The organism is Polaribacter sp. SA4-10 (assembly GCF_002163835.1).
In the GTDB taxonomy this organism is placed as follows: domain Bacteria; phylum Bacteroidota; class Bacteroidia; order Flavobacteriales; family Flavobacteriaceae; genus Polaribacter.
Genome location: NZ_CP019331.1, coordinates 2,523,403 through 2,545,471, shown reverse-complemented (window position 1 = coordinate 2,545,471; position 22,069 = coordinate 2,523,403). Strand labels below are relative to the sequence as shown.

General features: G+C 30.1%; 20 protein-coding genes. 9 read left to right on the top strand and 11 right to left on the bottom strand.

Going from position 1 to position 22,069, the window contains the following annotated elements; translation table 11 throughout:
- The first annotated feature begins 15 nt into the window (after positions 1–15).
- The 4 genes from BTO04_RS11160 (at position 16) to BTO04_RS11145 (ending at position 2,888) form a co-directional block, all read left to right on the top strand.
- Positions 16–1,701 carry a glutamine--tRNA ligase/YqeY domain fusion protein gene (locus BTO04_RS11160; protein WP_087564570.1) on the top strand — a complete coding sequence of 562 codons (1,686 nt, stop codon included), beginning with the start codon at positions 16–18 and terminating at the stop codon, positions 1,699–1,701.
- A gap of 210 nt (positions 1,702–1,911) precedes the next feature.
- Complete coding sequence (locus BTO04_RS11155) at positions 1,912–2,217, top strand: DUF6370 family protein (protein WP_087564569.1); 306 nt, start codon at positions 1,912–1,914, stop codon at positions 2,215–2,217.
- A gap of 156 nt (positions 2,218–2,373) precedes the next feature.
- Complete coding sequence (locus BTO04_RS11150; RefSeq protein ID WP_087564568.1) at positions 2,374–2,622, top strand: hypothetical protein; 249 nt, start codon at positions 2,374–2,376, stop codon at positions 2,620–2,622.
- Positions 2,622–2,888 carry a type II toxin-antitoxin system RelE/ParE family toxin gene (locus tag BTO04_RS11145; protein ID WP_087564567.1) on the top strand — a complete coding sequence of 89 codons (267 nt, stop codon included), beginning with the start codon at positions 2,622–2,624 and terminating at the stop codon, positions 2,886–2,888. Before BTO04_RS11150 ends, BTO04_RS11145 begins: the two co-directional genes overlap by 1 nt.
- Positions 2,889–2,994: 106 nt before the next feature.
- On the opposite strand, the gene BTO04_RS11140 is transcribed toward BTO04_RS11145, so the two are convergent.
- On the bottom strand, positions 2,995–4,035 hold the full coding sequence (locus BTO04_RS11140; protein ID WP_087564566.1) for an aldo/keto reductase: 1,041 nt from the start codon (positions 4,033–4,035) through the stop codon (positions 2,995–2,997).
- Between the two features lie 204 nt (positions 4,036–4,239).
- Positions 4,240–5,427, bottom strand: a complete 1,188-nt coding sequence (gene pgk / locus BTO04_RS11135) for a phosphoglycerate kinase (RefSeq protein ID WP_087564565.1) — start codon at positions 5,425–5,427, stop codon at positions 4,240–4,242.
- A 177-nt stretch (positions 5,428–5,604) separates the two neighbouring features.
- Here pgk and BTO04_RS11130 point away from each other — a divergent pair, with 177 nt between their 5' ends.
- Entirely contained in the window at positions 5,605–6,747 is a 1,143-nt protein-coding gene (locus BTO04_RS11130; protein ID WP_087564564.1) for a DNA polymerase III subunit delta', read from the top strand.
- Positions 6,748–6,897: 150 nt separating this feature from the next.
- Positions 6,898–7,497: a hypothetical protein gene (locus BTO04_RS11125; RefSeq protein WP_087564563.1), complete on the top strand. Its 600-nt coding sequence runs from the start codon at positions 6,898–6,900 to the stop codon at positions 7,495–7,497.
- Between the two features lie 104 nt (positions 7,498–7,601).
- Here the strand turns inward: BTO04_RS11125 and BTO04_RS11120 are convergent, their stop codons facing one another.
- The 3 genes from BTO04_RS11120 to BTO04_RS11110 are packed head-to-tail and all read right to left on the bottom strand — an operon-like array spanning position 7,602 to position 10,288.
- Positions 7,602–8,159 (bottom strand): MOSC domain-containing protein, encoded by a 558-nt coding sequence (locus BTO04_RS11120; protein ID WP_087564562.1) that lies wholly within the window; start codon positions 8,157–8,159, stop codon positions 7,602–7,604.
- Between the two features lie 4 nt (positions 8,160–8,163).
- Positions 8,164–8,931 carry an enoyl-CoA hydratase/isomerase family protein gene (locus BTO04_RS11115; RefSeq protein ID WP_087565399.1) on the bottom strand — a complete coding sequence of 256 codons (768 nt, stop codon included), beginning with the start codon at positions 8,929–8,931 and terminating at the stop codon, positions 8,164–8,166.
- 22 nt (positions 8,932–8,953) lie between these two features.
- Complete coding sequence (locus BTO04_RS11110) at positions 8,954–10,288, bottom strand: MATE family efflux transporter (RefSeq protein WP_087564561.1); 1,335 nt, start codon at positions 10,286–10,288, stop codon at positions 8,954–8,956.
- A gap of 95 nt (positions 10,289–10,383) precedes the next feature.
- On the opposite strand from BTO04_RS11110, the gene BTO04_RS11105 reads away from it, so the two are divergent.
- Positions 10,384–11,178 (top strand): universal stress protein, encoded by a 795-nt coding sequence (locus BTO04_RS11105; RefSeq protein WP_087564560.1) that lies wholly within the window; start codon positions 10,384–10,386, stop codon positions 11,176–11,178.
- Here the strand turns inward: BTO04_RS11105 and BTO04_RS11100 are convergent, their stop codons facing one another.
- On the bottom strand, positions 11,179–13,932 hold the full coding sequence (locus tag BTO04_RS11100; RefSeq protein WP_087564559.1) for a PD-(D/E)XK nuclease family protein: 2,754 nt from the start codon (positions 13,930–13,932) through the stop codon (positions 11,179–11,181).
- 79 nt (positions 13,933–14,011) lie between these two features.
- On the opposite strand from BTO04_RS11100, the gene BTO04_RS11095 reads away from it, so the two are divergent.
- Together BTO04_RS11095 and BTO04_RS11090 are read left to right on the top strand one after the other, a co-directional pair.
- On the top strand, positions 14,012–14,812 hold the full coding sequence (locus BTO04_RS11095; protein ID WP_087564558.1) for an amidohydrolase: 801 nt from the start codon (positions 14,012–14,014) through the stop codon (positions 14,810–14,812).
- Between the two features lie 5 nt (positions 14,813–14,817).
- Positions 14,818–15,342 (top strand): N-acetyltransferase, encoded by a 525-nt coding sequence (locus tag BTO04_RS11090; protein ID WP_087564557.1) that lies wholly within the window; start codon positions 14,818–14,820, stop codon positions 15,340–15,342.
- A gap of 304 nt (positions 15,343–15,646) precedes the next feature.
- On the opposite strand, the gene BTO04_RS11085 is transcribed toward BTO04_RS11090, so the two are convergent.
- The 5 genes from BTO04_RS11085 to BTO04_RS11065 form a co-directional block, all read right to left on the bottom strand.
- On the bottom strand, positions 15,647–16,627 hold the full coding sequence (locus BTO04_RS11085) for an acyl-ACP desaturase (RefSeq protein ID WP_087564556.1): 981 nt from the start codon (positions 16,625–16,627) through the stop codon (positions 15,647–15,649).
- Between the two features lie 6 nt (positions 16,628–16,633).
- A complete protein-coding gene (locus BTO04_RS11080; RefSeq protein WP_087564555.1) occupies positions 16,634–17,362 on the bottom strand; it encodes a 1-acyl-sn-glycerol-3-phosphate acyltransferase in 729 nt (242 codons plus the stop codon).
- 2 nt (positions 17,363–17,364) lie between these two features.
- Entirely contained in the window at positions 17,365–17,787 is a 423-nt protein-coding gene (locus BTO04_RS11075) for a hypothetical protein (protein ID WP_087564554.1), read from the bottom strand.
- Positions 17,788–17,890: 103 nt separating this feature from the next.
- A complete protein-coding gene (locus tag BTO04_RS11070; RefSeq protein WP_087564553.1) occupies positions 17,891–19,468 on the bottom strand; it encodes a hypothetical protein in 1,578 nt (525 codons plus the stop codon).
- 14 nt (positions 19,469–19,482) lie between these two features.
- Positions 19,483–22,044: a carboxypeptidase-like regulatory domain-containing protein gene (locus tag BTO04_RS11065; protein ID WP_087564552.1), complete on the bottom strand. Its 2,562-nt coding sequence runs from the start codon at positions 22,042–22,044 to the stop codon at positions 19,483–19,485.
- Positions 22,045–22,069 lie beyond the last annotated feature (25 nt).

The following is a 22,069-nucleotide window of genomic DNA, read 5'->3' as shown; positions in this document are numbered from 1 at the left end:
TATAGCGTATAAATGATGTCTGAAGAGAAAAAATCGCTCAATTTTTTAGAGCAAATTATTGAAGAAGATTTGGCAAATGGAATGCCAAAAGAAAATTTACGTTTTCGTTTTCCGCCAGAACCTAATGGTTACTTGCATATTGGACATACTAAAGCAATTGGAATTAGTTTTGGTTTGGGTGAAAGATACAACGCGCCAGTAAACTTACGTTTTGACGATACAAACCCTGCAAAAGAAGAGCAGGAGTATGTAGATGCCATTAAAGATGATATTTCTTGGCTAGGTTACAAATGGGCAAATGAATTGTATTCTTCAGATTATTTTCAGCAATTGTATGACTGGGCTATTTTATTGATTAAAGATGGAAAAGCGTATGTAGACAGCCAATCATCTGAAGAAATGAGAGCTCAGAAAGGAACTCCTACTCAAGTTGGAACAAACAGTCCTTTTAGAAATAGAGCTGTAGAAGAAAACTTGGAATTGTTTCAAGGAATGAAAGATGGAAAGTTTAAAGAAGGTGAACATACGTTGCGTGCAAAGATTGATATGGCTAGTGATAACATGCTATTAAGAGATCCTTTAATGTACAGAGTTATGTACAAAGAACACCACAGAACTGGTAACGATTGGTGTATTTACCCAATGTATGACTGGACGCATGGAGAAAGTGATTATTTAGAACAAATTTCGCATTCTTTATGTTCTTTAGAATTTAAACCTCATAGAGATTTATATAATTGGTTTAGAGATAATGTATATGAATACAGTAAATCTGAATTTCCAAATCCGCCAAAACAACGCGAGTTTTCTCGTTTGAATTTGAGTTATACAATTATGAGTAAACGTAAATTGTTGACTTTGGTTGAAAAGAATATTGTTTCTGGATGGGATGATCCAAGAATGCCTACAATTTCTGGTTTAAGAAGACGTGGTTATACACCAAATGCAATAAAGAGTTTTATTGAAACTGTTGGTGTTTCTAAACGTGAAAATGTAATTGATGTTGCTTTATTAGAATTTAAGATTCGTGAAGATTTAAATAATACTGCCAAAAGAGTGATGGCAGTTTTAGATCCTGTAAAAGTAATTATTGATAATTATCCGGAAGGAAAAGAGGAAATGTTAATTGCTAATTATAATGATTATGAAGAGGGCTTTGGCAGTAGAGAAGTTCCTTTTTCTAGAGAAGTTTATATTGAACGTGAAGATTTTAGAGAAGAAGCAAATAAGAAATTCTTTCGATTAAAATTAGGTAAAGAAGTTCGTTTAAAGAATGCCTATTTTATTACAGCAACAAGTTGTGAAAAAGATGAAAATGGGGAAATTACTGTGATTCATTGTACGTATGATCCATTAACAAAATCTGGAATGGATACTGAAGAAAGCAAACGTAAAGTAAAAGGTACTTTGCACTGGGTTTCTGCAAAACACGCTGTTAAAGCAGAAGTTAGAGCTTATGATAGATTGTTTTTAGATGAAGCTCCAGACGCACATAAAGACAAAGATTATATGGAGTTTATAAATCCGAATTCTTTAGAAATTATTACTGCTTTTGTAGAACCAAGTTTGCAAACTGCAAAAATTGGAGAACGTTTTCAGTTTCAACGTTTAGGGTATTTTAATGTGGATGATGATGCTACTTCAGACAATTTAGTATTCAATAAAACTGTTGGATTACGTGATAGTTGGGGAGGAAAATAATATTCAGTAAGCAGTTTGCAGTGGCCATTTTTCAGTCTTACTGTTGTGTAAAAAACAACTAAATAGAATAAAAAACATCTCGATACAATTTTGATGAAAATCAAAATTACTCGATGTGGCAGAAACCGAGTAAAAATATGTAATGTCAGTTCGAGTACATTTTTGAGAACCAAAAAATTTTGTAGCGAGAACTATTTTAAATATATAATTATGAAAAAATTACTTTTACTATCGTTATTTATGATTGCTTTTTCTTGTGGAAACAAAAAAGAAATCAAACAAGTTGCAGAAGTTTCTTGTGGTCAATGTCAATTTGAATTAGATTCTGAAGATGGATGTAGTTTGGCTGTTCGTATTAACAACCAAGCTTATTTTGTTGATGGTTTTAATATTGATGATTTTGGCGATGCTCATGATGAACATACAGGTTTTTGTGAAGTTGTTAGAAAAGCAGAAATTACGGGTGATGTTGTAGATGGAAGATTTGTAGCGAGTGCTATAAAATTGGTTGAGTAATTAAATTACCACGAATTTACAAATTCGTTATTTTAAAATATTAAGTAAAAAATCCAAAAGAAAATTCTTTTGGATTTTTTTTATATATACATACACTTATATATAGTATATATATTATATATTTGTACTATAGCTATCTAAATATAACCATACAAAATGAAAAAATTAATAGAAATAGATGATACTATTCTTACCAAACTAAAAGTTTTGTCAGCTTTTGAAGGATTAAGTGTGAAAGCCTTGATGGAAAAAGCTATTGAATTGTTTGTAAAATCGAAAGAAAAAGAACAATTAGATCGCTTAACACAAGAACAAAAAGAAGATTTAGGCCTTTTACTTTTAATGCAACAAGCAGATAGAACCGATACAGTTAGCGAGGAAGAGTTTTTAAATGCCTTAAAATAATGGAAATTATTTATTTACGTCAGGCCTTAAAAGATGTAAACAAAATTAAAAACAGTAAGTTAAAACTGAAATTAGCTGAAGTTGTGGCTAATTTAAAAATAGCTGAAAATTTATCAGACATTAAAAATGTAAAAGCAATCTCTGGCCATCCAGAAGCTTATAGAATTAGAATTGGTGATTATAGATTAGGAATTTTTTATTCTGAAGAAACAATTACAATTGCCCGTTTTATGAAACGAAACGATATTTATAAATTATTTCCATAAAAAAACTCCTGCTTTCGCAGGAATGACAAAGTAAAAAATCCGCTGAATTCATTTTCATCGGATTTTTTTATACTGCCAACTGAATACTGTTAAACTGCCAACTGAACTAAGGCGCAGGATTAGGGATTAAATTATGTACTGCTTCAATAGCATTCAAAGCTTCTTCAGATAAATTAATATGTATACTTCCTATATTTTCTTTTAACTGACTCATTTTTGTTGCTCCAATAATATTACTAGTAACAAATGGTAACTGGTTTATGTAAGCTAAAGAGAGTTCTGTTAAAGTAATTCCGTGTTTTTTAGCGATTGCTTCATATTGTAAAACCGCTTGTTGCACCAAATCTGATTGGTATCTTAAAATATAATTAGGAAATAAAATTCCTCTAGCATCTGCAGGTTTTTGTCCTCTTAAATATTTGCCTGTTAACACACCTTGTGCTAAAGGAGAATACGCCAATAAACCAATATCTTCTCTCATAGAAACTTCAGACATTCCGTATTCATAACTTCTATGCACTAAAGAATACGAATTTTGCATGGTAATCATTCTTGGTAAATTCAATTCTTTTGCGGTTTGCAAATATTGCATTGTTCCCCAAGGAGTTTCATTAGACAAACCTACTTGTCTTATTTTTCCTTGTTTGATTAAATCTTGTAAAGTTTCTAAAATCTCTCTATGATTTTCTGCTTCTTTTCTTGACGTTTTATAAGGATAATCTCTCAATCCAAAAGTATTAACTCCTCGTTCTGGCCAATGCAATTGATATAAATCTATATACTCTGTTTGCAATCTTTTTAAACTGCCTTCTACAGCGGCTATAATTGCTTCTTTAGCAAAACCATTCTCTCTAATATGAGCAGTGTAAGGTCCTGGACCCGCAATTTTACTTGTTAAAACAATTTTATCTCTATTTCCTGTTTTCTTAAACCAGTTTCCAATAATTGTTTCTGTAGAACCATACGTATCTGGAGTTGCAGGAACTGAATATAGTTCTGCGGTATCGAAGAAATTTACTCCTTGATCTAACGCATAATCCATTTGTTCAAAACCTTCTTCTTGCGTGTTTTGTTTACCCCAAGTCATGGTTCCTAAACAAATTTTACTAACTTTTATGTCTGTATGTGGTAATTTTGTGTATTTCATTTTATGATGTGTAAACGTGTGATTGTTTATTTATGTAAATGTAAAAAGAACCACGAAATTAAAACTTAAACTTTAATAAAACAATAAGCGTGTAATTTTTTAAAATTACACGCTTATAAAAATTATAGTATGTTTTGAAATTTAAAAATCTATCTGTTAATCGGAATTTCTATTAAACAATTACACGATTAAACAAATAAACGACTATTTTAAGATAGCATTAATTCCTGGTAACGTTTTTCCTTCTAACATTTCTAACATAGCACCACCACCAGTAGAAACATAACTTACTTTATCTGCAAAACCGAATTGTTTAACAGCAGCAACAGAATCTCCACCTCCAACTAAAGAGAAGGCGCCGTTTTTAGTTGCTTTGTCAATAGAATGACCTAAAGCAATTGTTCCTCCTGCAAAAGATTCCATTTCAAAAACCCCTAAAGGTCCGTTCCATAAAATAGTTTTACACTTGTTAACAACAGTATCAAAAATTTCTCTAGATTTTGGTCCAGCATCAAGTCCTTGCCATCCATCTGGAATTTTAGTAATGTCTAAAATCTGAGTATTCGCATCATTAGAAAAATCATCTGCAGCAATAACATCTATTGGAATATGAATTTCAACTCCTTTAGCTTTTGCTTGCTTTAAAATATCTAAAGCCAATTCCATTTTATCATCTTCACAAATAGAATTTCCAACAGATCCTCCTTGTGCTTTAATAAAAGTAAAACTCATTCCTCCACCAATAATTAAGTGATCTACTTTATCTAAAATATTTTCAATAACAGTTATTTTAGACGATACTTTTGCACCTCCTAAAATTGCTAACACGGGTCTTTCAGAATTGTTTAATACTTTATCTATACTTTCAATTTCCCTTGCTAATAAGTTTCCAAAACATTTGTTTTCAGGAAAAAACTGAGCAATAATTGTTGTTGAAGCGTGTGCTCTGTGTGCAGTACCAAATGCATCGTTTACATAAACATCACCTAATTTCGATAATTTTTCTGCAAAAGCAACATCTCCTTTTTTCTCTTCTTCGTAAAAACGTAAGTTTTCTAACAATAAGATTTCTCCAGATTCTAAATTGGCAACAGCTTCTTCAACTTTTTCACCAATACAATCTGCAACAAATTTTACTTGAACTCCTAAAATATCTGTAGCAGTTTCTACAATATGACGTAAAGAAAATTCATCTTGAAATCCTTTTGGACGTCCTAAATGAGACATTAAGATACAACTTCCGTCTTGTTCTAAAATATCTATGATAGTAGATTTTGCAGCCTGAATTCTGGTAGCGTCTGTTACTTCAAATTTATCATTTAAAGGCACATTAAAATCTACACGAATTAACGCTTTCTTATTCTTAAAGTTAAAATCTTTTAGTGTTTTCATCTTTTGTTAAATCTATTTTCAACAAAAATACCTTTTTATTTACTCTTTTTAATATGGAAATCCTAAAAATCAATACAACGTTTTCGAAGACAATGTATCTTTTACAACGAATTCATAAATTAAAAGATTGATTTCTAAAATTGATGAATTAATGATAAAGTAATTTTATATTTGCTTATGCTTTTCAACCAAATTATCGGTCAAGAACACATTAAAAAACACTTAAAAGTGTCTGCTGAAAACGGCAGAATTCCGCACGCACAATTATTTGTGGGTAAAGAAGGCTGTGGAACTTTACCAATGGCAATTGCGTATGCACAATATTTGCTATGTAATTTTTCTGACGATGTAGACGTTTGTAATAGTAAGTGCAATAAGTTACAACACCCAGATTTACATTTTGCTTTTCCTGTAACAACAAACGAAGCTGTAAAAAAACATCCTGTTAGTAATTTATTCTTAGAAGATTGGCGTCAATTTATAGAAGAACAACCGTATGCAAGTTTATTTAATTGGCTGCAACACATTGGTGTAGAAAATAAGCAAGGTAATATTGGGGTTGATGAAGCAGAAGATGTTGTTAAAAGATTACAACTAAAAAGCTACGAAGGTGGTTATAAAGTAATGATTATTTGGATGGCTGAAAAAATGAACATTGCAGCTGCAAATAAGTTATTAAAATTAATTGAAGAACCACCAAAAAAGACTGTTTTCTTATTAATTACAGAAAACGAAGAGCAAATTATAAATACTATAAAATCTCGTTGCCAAGCTTTACATTTTCCTGTTTTAAGTGAACAAGATATTGCAAATGCATTGGTAGAAAAAGAACAATGTTCTGAAAATGAAGCCACAAAAATTGCACATCAGGCAGAAGGAAATTACAACAAAGCACTTCATTTATTAAATAATGATTCTAGCGATTTAATTTTTGAAGAATGGTTTATTGCTTGGATTAGAACCGCTTTTAAAGCAAAAGGAAACGCTGCTGTTGTACAACAATTAATTTCTTGGTCTGATACGATTGCAAAAACAGGTCGTGAAACTCAAAAGCGTTTTTTAGACTATTGCTTACAATTTTTTAGACAAGCTTTATTAATGAATTACAAATCTGATTCTTTAGTTTTTATGGAAACTAAAACTGGGTTTAACCTTTCTAAATTTGCTCCTTTTGTACATTCTGGGAATATTCTAGAAATTGAGAAAGAGCTAAATGATGCCATGTATCATATAGAAAGAAACGGAAATGCTAAAATTATTTTGTTAGATCTTTCTATGAAACTCACTCGTTTTTTACATAAAAAAGAAGAAAAGGTTTAGAAGCTATTTCCAGCTTTCGCTACTCGCTTTTTTTACCTCGAAAAAAGGTAAAAAAGAGCTCAAACAAACCGCTTAATCTGGGCTAAACTTGTTTGCTAACTATATTAATATATAAGAATTTTTTACAATGCCTTTATAATATAAAATTTCATGAGTAATATTAGCTATTCTTCTTTAATTGATAAAAAACCCGAACAATATATTTCTTATTTAGAAAAACTAAGTACCAAAGAATGGAATGAAAAAAGAAATAAAATTATAAAAAGAGATGAATGTACTTGTAATATTTGCAAGCAAAAAGCTACTATTTTTGAAAATGGTTTAATGTTTAAGAAGAAAACTACAAAGGAACTTGAAGAATACAAACGGAGCATTGCAAATTCTTGGTATGATTCTGTATTACCGGAATTCAAAAATAAATATGACAGAGATATTTTACCTGAAATACTAAAAAATATAAAAATAAAACCTAAACAAATTATATTACAAGTCCATCATAAATATTATGTAATCAACAATCTACCATGGGATTATCCTGACGACTCACTGATTACTTTATGTAATGAATGCCATCAAAAATTACATAATAATACTAATATTCCTATGTATTCAGATAATAGTAAAAACGTTCAACTTGAATCTACAAAATGTGCTACTTGTAACGGTAGTGGTTATCGAAGAGAATATAATTATTATTTGAATGGAATATGTTTTAATTGTAATGGAAATAAATACGTTGAATTGGGATAAATATTGTTAACAATACAGTCTTCAATTTATTACTTAAATAATCAGAAAATCATTCATAAAAAAAGTCACGCTACTAATAAATAAATAATTATATATTAAAATAGTTAAACACCTTTTTCAACTCTATTAGCAGCATATAAATCTGCAATCGTTAGATTTTCTGGACAGCTTTTTATTTGTACAAACTCATCACCCACTTTTACAAAACCGGTTTGTAATACTTTAAAATAAACACCACAAAAAGTAGTATTCCAAAATTGTTTTACAATTTTCATATCGTTAAAACGAATGCCTAATTTATAACAAGGGTTTCTTTGAACTGTAACTTCTAGAATTGTATCACCAACTTTAAAAACATCTCCTTGATGAATTTTAGTTTCTTCTAAATCATCAATCGTTAAATTTTCTCCAAACATACCTAATTGCCAATCTAATTCTGGATAAAGGGGTTTAAAAAAATCGTAATGTTTTAGAGAATACCCATAAATAGCTTGTAAAATTCCACCGTGATTTTCTCTATCGCAAATTGCATCTCCTTTTACATATTCAATATCTAAGAAAACAGGTTCATCAACAGAAAATTTAAAAATGCCTGTGGTAACTTTTTCACCTTTCCAGTCAATTTCTTTTTGTTCGCCAATATTTGTTGAAACTATTTTCACAATCCTATTTTTTAAATTTTGCTAAAGCCTTTTTTGTGAATTCTGACAAAACTAATTCTCCAGAAACCGATGCTCTTTCTGCTAATAAGTTCTTCCAGTTTTCGGTTCCTTCCCATAAAACTTTTTTCATTTGAGATAAAGCTTCAGGGTTATAAGACGCTAATTTGTTTGCCAATACTTCTACTTCATTATCTAACTCCTTTTGGGTTTCAACTACTTTTGCAAACAAGCCTTTTTCTTTTGCCCAATATGCATTTTTCCAACTTGTTGCATCTAATGTTAATTCTGATAAACCAGCAACTCCTATTTTACGTTCTACAGCAGGTGCAATTACAAATGGACCAATACCAATTGTAAATTCTGATAATTTTATGGAAGCATTTTCTGTTGCTAAAACATAATCACAAGCAGCAGCTAAACCAACGCCTCCTCCAACTGTTTTTCCTTGAATTCTACCAATAATTAACTTTTTGCAAGTTCTCATAGCATTTATCACATTTGCAAAACCAGAGAAAAAATGTTTTCCTTGTTCTAAATTTGAAATGGAAACCAATTCATCAAAAGAAGCTCCGGCACAAAAAGCACGTTCTCCTTCAGACTTTAAAACAACAACAGAAACTTCATTATTATTAGAAATTGAATTCAATTCTGTGGTTAACCTGTCTAGCAGTTCACTTGGAAAAGAATTACTTGCAGGATGCCCAAATTCTATGGTTGCAATTTTATTTTGAATGTTGGTGTATAAACTTCCATTCTCTCTATTTGTATTCATAAAAACTGAATTTTTATCAAAGTTAACTGTTTTGTGCAAGTGGTAAAAATTTCTTTCTAAATTTAAAAACTAAAGGTAATCCTCTAGCAATAATCCAAAGTGTAAAGGCTATCCAAATGGCAGTTAGTTTTAAATTGTAATAATCAAAAACCAATAATGTTGGTATAAAAACCAATCCTGTAGAAAGAATTAAGAGATTTCTTAAATATTTCATTTCTCCCATTCCTTTAAACATTCCATCAAAAATAAAAGTGATTGCACTTATGGGTTGGGTTAATAAAACAATCCAAAAAACATGATAAAATTGTTCTAAGACGTCTGGATCTTTCGTAAATATTTGCCCAATAAAATTGTAAAAAACAAAACCTAGTAAAGCAATAATAGTTCCTGTTGCTAACCCGTATTTAAAAAGTTTATTACTTAATCCTAACAAGGATTTGTAATCTTTAGCACCTAAAAATTTACCTGATAAAATATTTCCTGCACTCGAATAGCCATCAATCATAAAAGCACCCAGTAACCAAATATTTATACCAATTGTATAGGCAGCAATGTATTCTTTTCCATAATCTGTAGCATAAGAAGTTGCAAAATACAATGCCGTATTTAAAGCGATTGTTCTAACAAATAAATTACCAATCATTCCTAATAAACGAGGAACTTCTTTGTGAATAGACAAACCTATTCTCAAGGAAATAGGTGTTTTTTTCAGCAACAAAACAACAGCAATAATTGCCATTGTAACTTGTGCAATTACACTTGCATAAGCAGCTCCTTCAATATTCATTGCAGGAATATAACCTGCAACACCATACACAAAAATTACATCTAGAAAAACATTTAAAAGTGCGCCAATAATTGCAATTATCATTGGATAATAAGTGTTCTGCAAACCTCTAAAAGTTCCAAAAACAGCAAAAACAAAAAGAGAGAATGGAAAACCAAAAATTCTGATTTTGAAATAGGTAATACAATACTCTAAAACATTTCCTGATGCATTGTAAAACTGAAAAATTTGTTTCGCAAACGGATAAGAAATAGCTAAAACAAACAAACTTGCTAAAACTACAATGGCAATTGCTTGCGCTGGTAAAGTTTTAATTTCATCCAGTTTATTGGCACCAATATATTGAGAAATTATAGAAGAAATAGCACTTCTAATTTGTCCGAAGACCCAAACCAACATTGATATAAATGCACCTACAATACCAACTGCGGCCAAACTTTCTGTTGCATTTTCACTTATATTACCAATAATAGCAGTGTCTGTTATTGACAATAAAGGTTCTGCTATACCTGCAATTAAAGCAGGAATTGCCAATTTATTAATCCTTTTAAAACTAATGTTTGTGCTCAAAAACTGAATTTTTGACAAAGGTACATATCTAAAAAATGTAAAAAGAGGGTAATCAATGAAAAATAACTAACTTTGCATCCTTAAATTCTTCTATTATGAAACATATTTTAGTACCTATTGGATCTACAGAAAATGCACAAAACACATTACAATATGCTATTGATTTTGCCGCAGAAATAAATGCTAAAGTTTTAGTTTTTAGAGCTTATAACGTGCAAACGAAAGCAGGTACAATAATAAATATTGATGCAATTATTGAGCGTGAGACTAATTTATATTTACGTACAATGGTGAATGCGGCTGATAGAAAAAATGTAGATGTTAAATTAATTTCTTCTAAAAGAAGTGTAGTTGATAGTGTTGAAGCAATAGATAATGAAATAGGTATTGATTTAATTATAATTGGTACAAAAAGTAATTCTATAAAAGAAAGTGTGTTTTTAGGAAAAACTGCTGGTAAATTAGTAAAACAAACAAATTTACCAATTATTGCAGTGCCTGAAGGTTACAAATTTGCTCCCATTAAAAACATTTTAATGGCGTTTAAATCTGGAATTGTAAAACGTAAATCTGCTTTAAGTGCAATAAAGTTTATTGTTGATAAATTTGAATCTAATGTGAATTTATTATTGGTAAAAACCCCAAACTATAAAGAAGAAGATTTAATACTGAACTCAGCATTAACAAAATTTCAAACAACCTTAACTATTACTGAAAATGTAACTACTTTTCAAGGAGTTTTAGAACACTTTCAAACTCAAAAACCAGATATGTTATGTGTTTTTAGAAGAAAAAGAGGTTTCTTTAAAAAATTATGGGAAAAAAACATAATACTGAAAGAAGAATTTCATACTCCTGTTCCTTTATTGATTTTAAAAGGAATGAAGTAATTAATATTTTAAATCTGCTGGCTCTATAAAACCTATTTCTGGATTGTAAATTTCCTTGATGTAGCTTTTAATTTCCGCTAGAAATTCGTTTAATTTTTCTTCAGAGATTTCATTCTCTGGATTTCTATAATTGGATGAAAAATTGATGGATAAAAATCCTTTATTTAGATTTTTAAAAGAATAAATTCCTGCTTCTAATGATTGGGTGAAATCGTAGTTTTTGTTTTTTGTATATAATAATGCATACAATAAAACCTGAATAGCTTTGTGATGTTTTTCTTTTCGTAAGTCTTCAAAATTTAAAACTTTAAGGTTAGAATTATCTACCATTCCTGTTTTGTAATCTATAATTCTTAGTACGCCATTAAGTTCATCTACTCTATCTACTTGACCGTGAATTTTTATAGGAAAATTTAATTCATCAATAAAAATCTCTGTAGACAACGTTTCTTCTGTTGCAATAATTTTAAGTTGATTGTTTTTATCTGACAATACCCTTTTTTCTTGTGCTAAAAAATTGGAGACAAATCTCTTTGCAACCTCAAAAATTAAACGGTTTTTTCCTGTTGAAATATCGCCATTTTTAAAGTGAATTTTAAAATGTTTAACAACCAATTCATCGGCTTTTTCTTCCATACCAGAAATATGTTCTGTCTTCAGAAACTTACTTACAAAAGGGGTATATAATTCATCTAAAGTTTCATGAACAACGGTACCTAATGTATTATAAGCAACTGTTTCTTCTACATCATCAAACTCTTTTAATTTTAAAATCTTCTGTTTATAAAACGCAATTGGATTGTATAGGTAACTGGTTAAAGCAGATGGAGAAATCCCTTTTTTAGCTAATTCTTTTAATTTTTTAAAGACTTCATCATCTTTTACAATTTCTTTTAATTCTATCTTTTCTGTAACCACTTTTGGAGAAACAATTTTTTGAACCACATCTGTTCTCATCTTTTCCATTTGTGTTACAAATCGGCTTTTTTCTCCACTTCCAAAAACATCACTTTCTGTATTATAAAGAATAAAAACGTTTTTTGCTCTCTGAATTAACCTAAAAAAGTGATATGAAAAAATAGCGTCTTTTTCTCTATAAGTAGGCAAACCAAAAGCTGTTTTTACATCAAAAGGAATAAATGAATTTTGTTGGCTACTTGCTGGCAAAATACCTTCGTTTGCAGAAATTAAAATAATATTTTCAAAATCTAAAACACGTGTTTCTAACATTCCCATTAATTGTAAACCTCTTAATGGTTCTCCTTGAAAAGACAAACTTTCAGAAGAAATTAATTGTCTAAAAAACAAGTGCAAGGTTTTTAAATCTTTAAAATAAGCATATTCTTTCTGCAAGGTTTTTAATTGCGTAAATGCAGTAAAAAATCTAAATAAATATTCTTTTTCAAGTTGATTTTCGGTTTCTTTTAAAACGTTAATCAGGTTTAAAACCCGCTCTATAAATTCATTAATTGAATTGTAAGAACTAAAAATAGTTAATAAAACATCTTTAATTTGGGGGTCTACATTTATTAAAAAATCAGCAATCTGATTTTTACTGATAAACGTATTATTTTCTTTTGCTATTTCTGCTGAAAAATCATCAATTATAGATGTATTATCCTCAGAAAGCAATCCATAAATAGATTGGTGTTTAAAAAAACGAATTACATCTTTATGGTAAAACTCATTTACAATTGTTTTTTGTAATTTTTCTTGTGAAATAAACAACTGAAAAACAGACAATAATAAACTTGTTGTTGGAATATCTTTTAAAGGATACCCCATTGTAATATTAATTGCATTAATATTTTGAGGTAAAGAATTTAAGGTAATTGGCAACAAAGTTTCATCTGCTAAAACCAATGCTGTATTCTTAAAATCTGTTATTTTTTCTAAAATTTCTCCAGCATATTTTACTTGAGTATTATTTTTAGAAGCACCAATTACTTGTATATTTTTTGGCGATGAGAATGAATTTCCAATCGTTTTTATCTCATTTTTCTCATAATATTTCCATTCAGCTTTATATTTTCTAATAAAAGTTCCTGCCTGATGATTTGATTTAAAAAAAGCAACATCAATGTCCCAATAAATTTCCGAATTCCCTTTTTCTAATACTTTTTGAAATAAAAATTCCTCTGCTTTATTTAGTGCGTTAAACCCAACAAAAAAGAACTTTTTGTTTTTATTTTTTTCTAAATATGCATCAACTTTTTTACTAGCTTCTCTATACATTAAGCCCTGATAGCCTATATTTTTTTCAATAAAAAATTGATATAAAGCGTTGTAATATTTATTTAACTTTTCTAGAAAGAAATAATGATCTTTAATTAATTCTGTTTCTTTAAAAGTACCTGTGACAGACCATTTTTTTAAACGTTGTATGTCTCTTAAATAAATAAAAATTTCTTTTGTGTCTATTAAGTGTTGGTCTATTTCATTAAAATCTTGTAAAACGGTAAAAGCCCAGGAAGAAAAAACATCAAAAGAGTCTGGTGCTGTTTCAATACTTTTATAAATGGTATAAAAATGAAATAATAACTGAACGCTATCTGCTTTTTCTACACCAGAAATTTGCCTTACAAATTGTTCTATATTTAAAATTTCTGGTAAAAACCCTACAGATATTTTATCTTTAAAGGTCTGTTTAACAAAAACTTTAGCTCTTTGAGATGGCATTACAAAAACTACATCTTCAAAAGACGTTGTCGTTTTTAGAATATCATCAATCGTTTCAGAAATAAAAGTTTGCATAGAATTTTTAACGTTCGGTTTAATTTTCTAAATTACAAAAACTTACTTTTATAGGTAGTCATTCTAAAAATTAATTTTGATGCAAAACAAATTGAAAGTTGTAGGAATTCAAGCTGACTTAGTTTGGGAAAACCCTGCTAAAAACATTGCTTTTTTTGAAGAAAAAATAGTTGCTCTAGATAAAGACGTAGATTTAATTGTTTTACCAGAAATGTTTACAAGTGGTTTTACAATGAATCCTGAAAATGTTGCTGAAAAAATGGATGGAATCTCTATTTCCTGGATGAAAAAAATAGCGAAAGAAAACCAAACTGCAATTGTTGGTAGTTTAGTAATACAAGAACCTTTTGACTCCGGTCAAGGTAACAAATATTATAATAGATTGGTTTTTGTGCATCCTTCAGAAAAAATAGAAATCTATGACAAAAGACATTCTTTTACCCTGGCTGGTGAAGATAAAGTTTATACTTCCGGAGATAAAAAGCTAATTATAGATTATAAAGGTTGGAAAATCTGTCCGTTAATTTGTTATGATTTACGGTTTCCTGTTTGGGCAAGAAATCAAGAAGGTTATGATTTATTATTATTTATGGCAAATTGGCCAGTTGCAAGAATTAAAGCTTGGAAAACGCTTTTAAAAGCGCGTGCAATAGAAAACATGAGCTATGTTATTGGTGTTAACAGAACAGGAAAAGATGCTAATAATTATGAATATTCTGGTGCTTCCTTAATTATTGATTACCTAGGTGATGTGCTTTCTAATTTAGATAAAAATGAAGTTGGTATTGTAACTGCAACTTTCATTAAATCTAATCAAGATAGAATTCGTAAAAAACTAGGTTTCTTAACTGATAAAGATTCCTTTAAAATTTCTAAATAACACACATGACTATTAAAAATGTTACTCCTTTAGATATTGATAAAATATTTACATTTTACACTATTGCCTCTAATTACCAGAAAGAAAAGAAAACAGTTATTGTTTGGCCAGAGTTTAATAGAGAAATGGTTGAAACCGAAATTGCGGAAAACAGGCAATTTAAACTTCTAATTAATACTGAAGTTGCATGTGTTTGGGCAGTTACTTTTTCTGATGTACAAATTTGGGAAGACAGCAAAGAAGACAGCGCACTCTACATTCATAGAATTGCTGTAAATCCAAATTTTAGAGGGAATAATTATATTGATAAAATTATTGCTTGGGCCAAAGAATTTGCGCTTGAAAAAGACATTCAATTTATTAGATTGGATACTTTAGGAGAGAATCTTGGGCTTATTAAACATTATAGAAATGCAGGCTTCGATTTTTTGGGGCTCTTTAACTTAAAAGATACTTCCAATTTACCTGACCATTATAAACTGGCTCCTGTTTGTCTTTTTGAAATAGATTTACTTAAAAATAAAGTATAGGTAGCTTTGTTACGCTGGCACTTTGCTGCTATTTTAAACTCATAGGCACATAGAAAATATAGGTTCTTATTTGTGTTAAATCTCTAAATTAGAAAAGACCCGTTAATCCATAAGTTTCGGGATTAATGGGTCTTTAATTTTTTTAAATATTTGTGTCTTCTGACATCGCATTTACAATATCAAGCAAAAGAACTAAATACCAGCGCTCTATAGCTAGTAAAAATTCTAGCCCTAATTAAAACGACATCGTTTTTGTTTTTCACAAAAAGAGATCGTAAAAAACAGGAAATAGCTTATTATTATTTTATGCTGGTAATAGCCATTTAAAGTCAAACTTAGTATCTGGCACCTTAATTCTTTCTGTAATTCTGTACATTCTGTCTGGAAGTTTCATTAAGTAATCACGTGCTTTTTCTGCTTCTGGCGTCAAATTTGTGATTTTGTCAATTTCCCACATCTCGTTTAATTTCCTCAATATATCTACATAATCGAAACCTGTATAAACGCCTATTCTTTGCGCTACTGCAGAAAAATCATCAAATGCACTTCCTTTAGCTCCAAATGATTGTCTTAAGTGTAATGCAGGCATTACAATTTTATATTTCATCATGTGTTGGAAAGCCAACATCATTTCACTTGCATCTATCTTAAAAATTTCTTTTACAAAATGTGAATATGCCTGGTGGTGACGCATTTCATCTCCTGCAATAATTTTAGACATTTTACCTAACGCTTTGTGTCCTTTTTTCTTTGCAATTTTAGCCACGTTGTTATGAGAAACATAGGTTGCTAATTCTTGAAATGTGGTATACACAAAGTTTTTATAAGGGTCTGTAGAAGTACCAATATCAAAACCATCTGCAATTAAGTGTTGTGTAGAAATTTCTACTTCACGCATGTTTACACGACCAGATAAGTATAAATACTTGTTTAGAACATCTCCATGTCTGTTTTCTTCTGCTGTCCAAGTTCTTACCCATTTTGCCCAACCGTTATCCGGGTCTTGGTTTACACCATCTAAATCTAATAACCAAGATTCATAGGTTGGTAATGCTTCTTCAGTAATAGTGTCCCCTACTAAAACCACCCAAAAATCATCGTGTAACTCTTTAGAAATCTCTCTAATTTCTTCTACTTCTGATATAAATGAATCTTTTTGCGAGTTTGGCAAGAAATCTGTTGGTTGCCAAATTTTTTCTGCGGGAATTAAATAAGTATCCATGAAGTTTTGCATGCTTTTTTCTAACGTGAGCATTACTTCTTTTCTAATGTTATGAATAGACATAGTTATTTATTTTATATGTTCTTTAATAATTTTTTCTGTTTTTTCTAATAATTCTTCATAAGGTAAAGAACTAATTTTTATTGGTTCATGCGTTGTAATAGTAATTGGACTCCCTAGACCTAATGGAAATTTTCCATATTTAAAAACTTTCCAGGAATTATTAATAGTCAAAGGTACAATATACCCATCTTTATTGTATTTAGCAATCACTTTTAAACCATTCTTCGCAAATTCTTTAGGCAATCCGTCTCTACTTCTAGTTCCTTCTGGAAAAATAACTGCTCCCCATTTGTTTTTATTAATTCTTTTAGAAAAATTAACCAATTCAGTTATTGATTGTTTTGGATCTTTTCTATCTATTAGTGCTCCACCACCATTCTTTAAGTTAAAAGAGACACTTGGAATGCCTTTACCAAGTTCTATTTTTGAAACAAATTTTGGGTTATATTTTCTAAAATACCATCCTATTGGAGGAATATCAGAAATTGATTGATGGTTTGATACAAAAACAATTGATGTGTTTTCTGGTATCTTATGTTTATTGATTACATGAACAGTTACACCAATAAGCATTAGCGATTTAACCAAAGTAAAATTTAATGCATTTACAACTTTAGAATGCCCTTTAACTCCAAATAATGTAAAACTTAGCCACTGAAAAGGATGAAAAACAATCAATATTAAAGTGAAAGAAAATAAAAAAATTGGTGATAATATATAGCTTAAAAATTTCATATTTAGAACCAGTTACTCCAAGGAATTCTTGAAAGAATCAACAATAAGGCTAAACCATAAAAGATTAAAAATATCTTAAACTTTGTGGTATCTTCTGTTTTCTTTTTGTGTTTAGACCAACCAATTGTAATTAATACAATTGCTAAAATCATCATTATAGGGTGTTCTACTGCAATTAATCTTGCTGCTTTATCACCCATAACTTCTCCTCCATTTTCTTTTAACGCTTTATACCAAGGAGACATAAAATACCAGCCTAAACCTATTAATAATTGAATATGAGAAACAATAAGTGTAAATAAACCTAAACGTAAATCTTTGTCTTTAAATTGTTTCTTTTGGATGAAACCTATCACTGAGTTTATAACTGTAATTAATAAAATAATTAAAACTAAATAAGCCCAATAGGAATGAATTTCTTTCATAGTTAATCGCTGTTTTATAGAATGGTAAAGTTAGTAATTTTAAAGTAAAAAAAAACCACCTCGATTGAGGTGGTTTTTAAAAATTTTCTCAAAAAATAATAAATTATTGTTTTACGTATTCACTTCCTTCTTTAATAACAGCTAAACTCCAAACACCATTAGCTCCATTATAGATGTTATAAGAAACAATATATTTTTGACCTTCAGCATCAGAAGGGAAGTTATTTAATAAGATCGTATTAATCTTTTCTATACGAACTGATTCTGGTTGTTCAGTTTTACCATCTCTTACGTCAAAGTTACCATAATTACCATTACCAACTAAAGTATAATCAGCTCCAGTTAAAGTATATTTAATTGTATTATCTGGAACCCAACTTGTACCGTCATGACCGAACTTAATCGTTTCATTTATTACAGAAGGAATAGCGTTCCAAACAGAACCATCAAATACATAATTAACGTTTTGAGTACTTACGCCTCCACTATAGTAGTCATATTGTACTGCAACGAAATCGTCTGCAGCTGCAAACTGATATAATGTTCTTAAGTAGATTCCGATTTTGTAAATAGCCTCATCTTTATCACTAAAATTAGGATAACGTTGTCCCATTAAAGAATACTCATCACTCGTAAATGTTATAGGTGCAGTCCAATCATCTGTTAGTGTAAATCTTGTAGTTGCATCTCCTAAAGCGAATGTATAAAATTCGTAAGAAGTTGTACTAAAGATAGTGTAACCAGACCCATCAAATTCTACTAACATTTTTCTAGTTCCAGCAGCTCCATCATAAATTGCATACGTTACATTGTATAAATCGCCTGAAGCAACAGAAGGGAAATTGTTTAATAAAATTGTTTCAATTTTATCTCTTCTAGTTTCTACAGCTTCTTCTGGACCACCAACTCTAATATCAAAATTATTGTAAGTACCATTTCCAACCAAAGCAAAATCAGCCTCTGTTAATGTGTAATTTGTTGTTAAAGAAGCATCCGGAGCATTTTGTTGTTGCTTTACTAACATTTCTAAAGTAACATTAGAACCATCATAAGCCGCATAGGCTACATTATATTTGGTTGCGTCTGGTGCATCAGGAAAATTATTTAATAAAATAGTTTGAATTTTTGCTCTTCTTACCTCGATATCTTCTTCTGCTCTTCCTGTTCTAATGTCAAAATTGTCAAATCTTCCATTTCCTACTAAATCATAATCATCATCTGTTAATGTATAATCAATAATTGTTGGTTCGGTTTTATATGTTAGATCAACTACTGTACCTTTAACTTCACTTGGAAATTTAGCAGCAAAGAAATCACTAAAATCTCCACTATTGTTTAAACTAGTTAATCCTAAAGCAGTATAATCTGCATCAATAACCGTATAGCTTTCGAATTTAATTGGACTATATAACTTAAACGTTACCGCTGCCAAAGATTCTTTACCCCAAACTGGATATTTATTCGATAGAAAGCCTGGAATCATTTCTTTAGCATCATCTATTGAACTAAAGTTCCCGAAACTTAGGTCTAAAGCATCATAATCTGCATCTGTTAATGTAATTGTTGCTTCTCCAGTAATTACTGACTCTTTAGCATCCAATTTATCATAAATATCTTCCATTGGATTACATGAAGTAAACAATAAAGATAAAATAGCGAAAGAATAAAATATTTTTTTCATTTTTTTAAAATTTTTTAAAATTTAATTTTTAAATCTAAACTAAATGTTCTACCAAAACCAAACCATACTAATGGATCCGAAGCATCTAAGGCATCTGCGATATATTCTGTGTCAAATAGATTGTTTACACGAACTGTAACAGTAGTATCAAATTCACCTAGATTAAACCCATGACGCAAACTTGCATCAAATGTATTATAACTAGGTGCTTTCCATGTATCTCCTCCTCTTACTGCTGGAGTAGAAGGGTCAAAATCTGCTCTGTCTAATATATTAATTTGAGCATATAAATCTGCAAAATAATTATAATCTACAGTGATTGAAGTTTTGTCCCAAAATTTATATAACATCCCTAAAGCAGCAGTTGTTTGTGCAGCATCAGATACTTTTAATCCAGCAACAAGTAAATCTAAAGTACCTCTTTGATTTTGATTTTCATCAAAAATAGGCACATCTATTAAATCATTATCGTTTGTCCAGTCTCCTAAAGAAACCATTCCTGATAAACTCAATTTATCTGAAGGCTTATAGGTGAAATCAAACTCAACACCTTGATGTAAAGCGTTAACTCCTAATAAATTTGCTGTAAAATCTTCTGAACCACTAACCGTTGGATCTGCAGAGATTCCTCTTGAAAAAGATCTGTCATTCCATTGTGTTCTATATAAATTTACATTCGCTGCAAATTTGTCACTTCTTACACCATAGCCTAATTCTAAACTAAAAATCTTTTCATTTTCAGCATTTTCATTTACAGTTGTATTATTGAAACCTTGAAATACTGAATCAAAATTTGCAGGTCTTTCAAAATAACCAATATTAACAAATACATTTTGTACATCATCAATTCTGTAATTTGCTCCACCTTTAATACTGTAACCATTTAAACTTACTTTATCTGTTGTAGCTATATCTCTACCAGCTTCTGTACTTAAGTCATATTGAAAATAATCTACTCTTTGGTACGTACTTCTTTGCACAGAAGTAGAAATAAAAGAATCAAAATTTTCTGTACCATATTCTAATTGACCAAAGAAACCTAACCAACCTACATTACCATCATTATGATAACCCATTTTATCGCCAACTTGTAAAGCTGAACTTGTGCCATTAACATTAGAATCATCAAAGAAATATTGCCCTCCTAATAAATCTGTAACTTCTCTAAAGTGACTTCCTGTATAAGTTCTCCAATCTAAACCAGCAATTAAATCTAAATTATCCGTTAATTCTGTTTTAAAAGTAGATAATACACCAAACCATTCATGATCGTTTCTTGAAGCTCTTAAAATAGCTTCAGAACCCAATGCACCATTTTCCTTATTTATCTCAACAATATTATCGAAATCTACAGGTTGATCTGAACCACCAACTCTTACGTTAAATAAATCTCTATTAGAACCAGCGGTACCACCACCACCACCTTTACCATAAGAGACATAGGCTGCAGTTGATAAAGAAGTAACGTCACTAATTGTCCAATAATGATTTAATGAAGTTTGCGATTTGTGATAAAAATTATCTTCTATTGAAGTAACTTGTCCATTTTTATAACCCCAATCTGGATTAAAACGAATTCCTGATTGTGCATTTCTAATCGTTTCTACAGTACTTCTGTTTTGTCTTTGCCCATGTCTTTGTGGTGATCCAAAAGTTGTAAAAGAGATCTTGTGATTCTCATTTATTTCTTTTGTTAAGTTCAAAAAGTAATTGTAACCCTCAAACTGAGTACCATCAACATAACCTTCTCCAGACGTTTTAGAGAAAGAAACAGTAGCAGCAAGACCGCTATCCATTAACCCTGTAGATAATGTAAATCCATATTTTTGAAAACCATTATTTCCCGTACTAGCAATAATATTTCCTCCTTTTGACATATCAGAAGTTTTTGATAGAATATTAATTGTTCCACCAATAGAAGGTACAGCAACTTTAGCAGCACCTAAACCTCTTTGCACTTGCATTGCCGATGTTACATCTGATAAACCAGCCCAGTTAGACCAGTATACTCTACCATTCTCCATATCATTAACAGGAACTCCGTTAATCATAACAGCAACGTTTTCTGAGTTGAAACCACGCATATTGATCCGACCGTCTCCAAAACCACCACCAGATTTAGTAGCATATACTCCAGGAGTAGATTTTAAAATCTCTGGGAATTCTTGAGAACCTAATTTTCGTTCAATATCAGCAGCTTTAATAGTAGAAACTGCAACAGGAGTTTTTCTATCAATAGCAAAAGATGTAGCTGTTATAACGATTTCATCTAAAGAGCCAGCGTCTTCTACTAATTTAATTGTTAAATTCTTTTTTGATGAAGAAAAAGAAACTTCTTTAGCTTCGAAGCCTATAAAAGAGACTACTAAAACACCAGAATTAGACTTAGTGTTTAAGATAAACTTTCCATCAAAATCTGTTGATGTACCGTTTGTTGTTCCTTTTACAACAACACTTGCTCCAGGTAAGGGTTGGTTTGTATCATCTACAACCTTACCTGTAACTTTAGTTTGTCCTAAAACTGTAGCTGTTACAAAAAACAGAGCTACAAATAATAAGTTTTTAAAATTTTTCATTTTTTAATTTTATGTTATTAAATGT